Source organism: Candidatus Auribacterota bacterium, from assembly GCA_026392035.1.
In the GTDB taxonomy this organism is placed as follows: Bacteria; Auribacterota; Tritonobacteria; order UBA1439; family UBA1439; genus JAPLCX01.
The window spans coordinates 1-4,596 of the sequence record JAPLCX010000001.1 but is presented as its reverse complement, the minus strand read 5'-3'; the positions used below and the strand labels follow the sequence as shown (position 1 = coordinate 4,596).

Here is a 4,596-nt window from a genome sequence, read left to right as displayed (position 1 = left end):
TAAAGTCCGTAATTTGATCCGCCGTGCCTACGGCTACCGTGACAAGGAGTACATGAAACTGAAAATCATACAAACCTGTACCCCATGGATGGGCGAGTTCGAACCATGGGCTTGGGCTCACAAAAATCCGTCTTGAGCCTATTTTTATAGCTGGCATAATTTGATCTCAGTCGGTCTCAGCGCCCTCGCGAATCGTTTTAAACACACCTCACCACAGGAGGACGCCATGGAACAGGTCAATGAAAATGGGAGAGAATATCGAAAGGGGGACTCAGGTCCCAAGTATCTCATGCGCGGTCCCCGCATCGAGTGGGGGATCATCAGGTTGAAGCCGGGGGAGGAGATGGGCGCTCACGGGCACAGGGAGGTTGAGGAAACCTTCTTTTTCTTCGATGGGGAGCCCACGCTCATCGTTGACGGTAAAAACCATGAGGTGCGGGAGGGTGACGTATTTCGGCTCAACCCCGGCGAGATGCACAACATCATAAACGATACCGGCCAGGCCGTGCGCGTCATCTTCATTAAAACACCCTTCCTACCGGAAGACAAAATTACGGGGCGCTGAGCGCGCCGCTGGTTATCCTGAGCGAGTTCCAGGCCGCACCACCAGTGCGCCGGTTCACGCGAGGTGGCGTGACGCCCTGCGCCATCCCATCGCTTCCCGGATCGCCGTCACGGCAAGGAGCAGCGCGCAGACCAGGAACGGGGATCGCAGGCCGAGGTATTGCGCGCAGAATCCGCCGGCGAGCGGCCCGAGGAAAAAAGCCGACCCGACCATCAGCTCGTGGATCCCCGTCCGCTTTCCCGCCGCCCCGTCTCCGCAGAGGCTGTAGTAGATGCTCGAATAATAGGAGAGGCCGAGGCCGATTCCGATGAGCGGGAAGGCGAGCGACAGGATGGGCACCGACCGCGCGTAGAAGACAACCATCATCCCGGCCGCCGCGGCGCCGTGCACCGCGACCATCGGCCCGTAGCGGAAATGCCATGCCCGCGTCGCGCGAAGGACGATGAAGAACGCCGACTGTGCCATCCCGACGAGGAAGAGCAGGCATCCGATGAGCTGCGGCGAGAAGCCGCGGGCGACGGCGAGCTTGGGATAGAGGGACTGGATGTTCGCGAGGCAGAACCAGCAGGCGAAGTTCGCCCAGAGGGCGAGCGGGAGGAACTCTGCGGCATCACCGCGGCATGTGACGCCGCCGGACGGCCCGGGGGCGCCGTCGGCCTCTCCCGCCGCGGGCTGCCGTACCACGAGGAGGAGCGTGAGGAGCAACGAGTTCGTGCCGATCGAATAGCACCAGGGGAGCCGGTAATCGACGGCGAAGAGAAACCCGCCGATCATCGGGCCGACCATGATGCCGAGGCTCCACGAGAGATTGAATAGCCCGAGGCGCTCTGGAAGCCGATCCCTTTCCCCCACCTCCGAGAGCCATGCCTGAAGCGGCGGCCAGAAGAAGGCGGTGGAGAACGACCCCGCGATCGCGATGGCGAAAAGCGCCCCCATCCCCGACACGAGGAAGATGGCGGCGTCCACCACGACCAGGAGCCCGCAGCTCAGCATAAGGGATCGACGGCGCCCCACCGGCCCGCCCCCGCCGCGGTCGGAAAGCCTTCCCACGAACGGGCACGCGAGGGCATAGGCTAGCGCTCCCGCCGATCCGAGGACGCCGAGCTGCAGCGGGTTCGCGCCGAACCTGATGCCGAGCAGCGGCAGGGCCACCACCAGGACCCCGGTGGCGCTGTTCATGATCAGCGCGTACGCATAGAGCAGCTGGGGACGAGGAATCAATGGGAAGCTCCGATTGTGACGCGCAGGAGAACAGCAGGGAGGAGAGGGCTAAAAATTGATACGAATCTTCTTGTCCGCTTCAGGCTCAATGATCACATCCTTGCCCAATACCTTCACATCTTTTTCCCTGCCGATTTCGTCACTGTACCTCTCATAGGTTTTGACACCCTTGCCAACGGGGGACTCATCTATCGCAGAGCAACCAGAGATACCAACGAGCAGGCCGAGGAGTGCGGCCAGCGCGAACGCACTCTTTCTCATGGAATCACCTTCACCCGCGCGGATCGGCCACTCCTGCGTGAAAATCCAGGACAACCAATGATCCGCACTCCTTTCCGACGTTTCTCGATCGAGCTCGACCTCTACTCCGTGCTCACCAGGCGAAGATTGCTGATATCGATGTTCGACTTGTTGCCGTCTATATGGTACACCTTCTCACGCCTCTTCAGCAGCCTGCCCAGCGACTGCTCCATGACAAGGCGGTGGACATACTTGCCCTTGTCCTTGCCCGCGGTGATCACGATGGAGCCGTCCGGGCGCACAAAGCGGCCCCCCTTCCAGCGATGATGCCTCACGCCAGACGGCACACCCTTAAGCGGGATGCCCCATTTCTTGATGTGCACGTATATAGTGCCTGGATCGACTCCACACTCATCCGCAATCTCCGCCAGTGTCCTGTTTTCCTGTATGTACCTCTGGGACAGCCAGTTCTTGTCGTGATATTTCTTTTCGGGGGGTTGGAGGCCAAATTCTATCTTTTTCAGTGACGTATACTGCCGGGTGAACCCAAAGACTCTGCCGATCGCCTCGAGCGTTTTACCTGATTCAAGAAGCTGCTTGAATTTCTCATAACTTCCGAATTCCTTGTACCGCTTGCTGAATCTCGCTATCGCTTTTTCAAGATTCCTGGCCATAAATCCCTCCCTTCCGTTCTCTATTCTGATTTTTGACAAATCTTTATCACATTATTTAACAACAGTTAAGTTATCACAAAAGGCATATACTGTCAATAATCTCTTCCTCCCCGGAATGGCGGATAAACATTTTATGGGGTAAAAAATCTCCGGATTTGGGCGGGAACATTCCGAGCTATTCCCCATAAAACGCAGCTTGGGTATAAACAATGGAGCGATCGAATCCACGGGTTGCTTCCAGACACACTGCTACATCGCAGCAAAATCAAGGGGTCAGTTTTTGAAGCGAGTGCTTAACTCGAGGGGGCATACGAAATCTGGTGAAATAGATTGTAATGCGGATAACGGTAAAATATTTTCAAGAACAGCCGGCGAGCATGGTACACCACCACACCTGCAACATGAAATAGATGATACCTCAGCGTCTTTACCGTCAAATATCGCCAGCCATCTTCCAGTTTGAGCAGCTTCAGTGATTGCACGAGGTTATACGCAAGAATGACGATATGGAAGTATGCTCCATTGGGAATATACTTGGAGCATGGAAACTGATTTAACCCAAATCCGTATTTTAACTCTTTGATCCAATTCTCACTGTTGCACCGTTCCCAGTACCACCGCATGAGCTTCTTCTTCTCCCAATCCATACTCGTAATCACAATGTCGTACTCGAAAATAATCCCCTTGAACATATCCAACTGCGGATACGGTTTTCGAATCACTATTACGCGGTAACTGCGCTTCCCTATGTTAAATGAGTACACCGTCTCAGCGATCTCCCAGTCCTTATGCTCAGGATGTTCCTTGAGCGCTTCCGGATCTGTTGTCCAGGGTTCCCACTCTTTGCGGGGAATCATATCAATCGCCTGCATCATAGCTTCATTGCGGGTTCCGCCGATAGCGAATTCTATGCCGTTGTCGCCACAATAATCAGCAATCTCACTCTGAAACCACGCCGCATCTGCACGGAGACGTCTATTCCCGATATTCTGAGGAAAACACTTCTCGCACTTCTTCAGGAACTCAAGCGCTTTACTGGAGGGAGGCTCATTCCCCTGTCTAAACTCTCCCTGTATCACCATCCCGCGCTCGGCCCAAAATCCCAGCATCGGGTAATATCCCGGTTTGCCATGATAACTCATTTGCGACTCTTCTTTATGGGCTTCGATGAATGTTGCGTCTGCATCTATTGTGGCTATCTCTTCGCTGCTGATCTTCTTCGTAACACGATGCGTCAACTGACGTTCCCGTACCTCAAATTGCATGAGTCCACGTTCATCAAACCGATGGAGAAGATCTCTAGCAGTCCTCGGGGCCATTATCTTCTCCTCTTCTCGTATCTTCTGCCATCCTTCATCACTCCGTAACTGCTTGATGTCTTCTATACGCTCACCGCCATCAATCAACATGCACGCAATATCCATGATCTGACGCGATACGAGGAGCCCCCGCTTGCGTTGCTTGAGGCTCCCAAAATGAAGATCCAAAAGCTGCTCCATCTGCAACTCTCCGGCAACCTTTTCTATAAGAATGAGTCCTGCGCGAGGGGTGATTTTTGCGGTGGTCTTTTTTAGTGTGACAGGTAGGTTCGTTTGGTGTAGCATTAGTCAGGTCTCCTTTTTTTGTGTTTTACCCATTGGGTGAAGGTAAAATCGACTTTGCAGTCTTGATTATACCTTGTAAACACTAGGAAAGGAGACCTTTTTTGCGTTATGCCACTTTGCTTATCCGCTATTTAGGGACGCAACACTAGTTTGAGGGAATTGCTTTGCTCATAAGATGTTGCATAGGAGAAGGAGAGAAGAAGTACAGAAATGAGTTTACCCCATCGCGTGAGGCAGAGAGAGTGAGGTTCCATGCAGAGATAGGGAAATTCACCCCAGGAGGGGAGAATAG

The 4,596-nt window shown here is 54.2% G+C and carries 5 protein-coding genes; 1 reads left to right on the top strand and 4 read right to left on the bottom strand.

The window, feature by feature from the left end; translation table 11 throughout:
• Positions 1-226: 226 nt before the first annotated feature.
• Positions 227-565, top strand: coding sequence for a cupin domain-containing protein (locus tag NTX71_00025; protein ID MCX6338292.1), 339 nt, complete (start codon positions 227-229; stop codon positions 563-565).
• A 54-nt stretch (positions 566-619) separates the two neighbouring features.
• Here the strand turns inward: NTX71_00025 and NTX71_00020 are convergent, their stop codons facing one another.
• The 4 genes from NTX71_00020 to NTX71_00005 all read right to left on the bottom strand — a co-directional run bounded on the left by NTX71_00020 (position 620) and on the right by NTX71_00005 (position 4,304).
• Positions 620-1,786 carry an MFS transporter gene (locus NTX71_00020; GenBank protein MCX6338291.1) on the bottom strand — a complete coding sequence of 389 codons (1,167 nt, stop codon included), beginning with the start codon at positions 1,784-1,786 and terminating at the stop codon, positions 620-622.
• A 48-nt stretch (positions 1,787-1,834) separates the two neighbouring features.
• Positions 1,835-2,047, bottom strand: coding sequence for a hypothetical protein (locus NTX71_00015; protein MCX6338290.1), 213 nt, complete (start codon positions 2,045-2,047; stop codon positions 1,835-1,837).
• A gap of 101 nt (positions 2,048-2,148) precedes the next feature.
• Complete coding sequence (locus NTX71_00010) at positions 2,149-2,700, bottom strand: HNH endonuclease signature motif containing protein (protein ID MCX6338289.1); 552 nt, start codon at positions 2,698-2,700, stop codon at positions 2,149-2,151.
• A gap of 293 nt (positions 2,701-2,993) precedes the next feature.
• Positions 2,994-4,304: an IS1380 family transposase gene (locus NTX71_00005; GenBank protein MCX6338288.1), complete on the bottom strand. Its 1,311-nt coding sequence runs from the start codon at positions 4,302-4,304 to the stop codon at positions 2,994-2,996.
• Between the last annotated feature and the right edge of the window lie 292 nt (positions 4,305-4,596).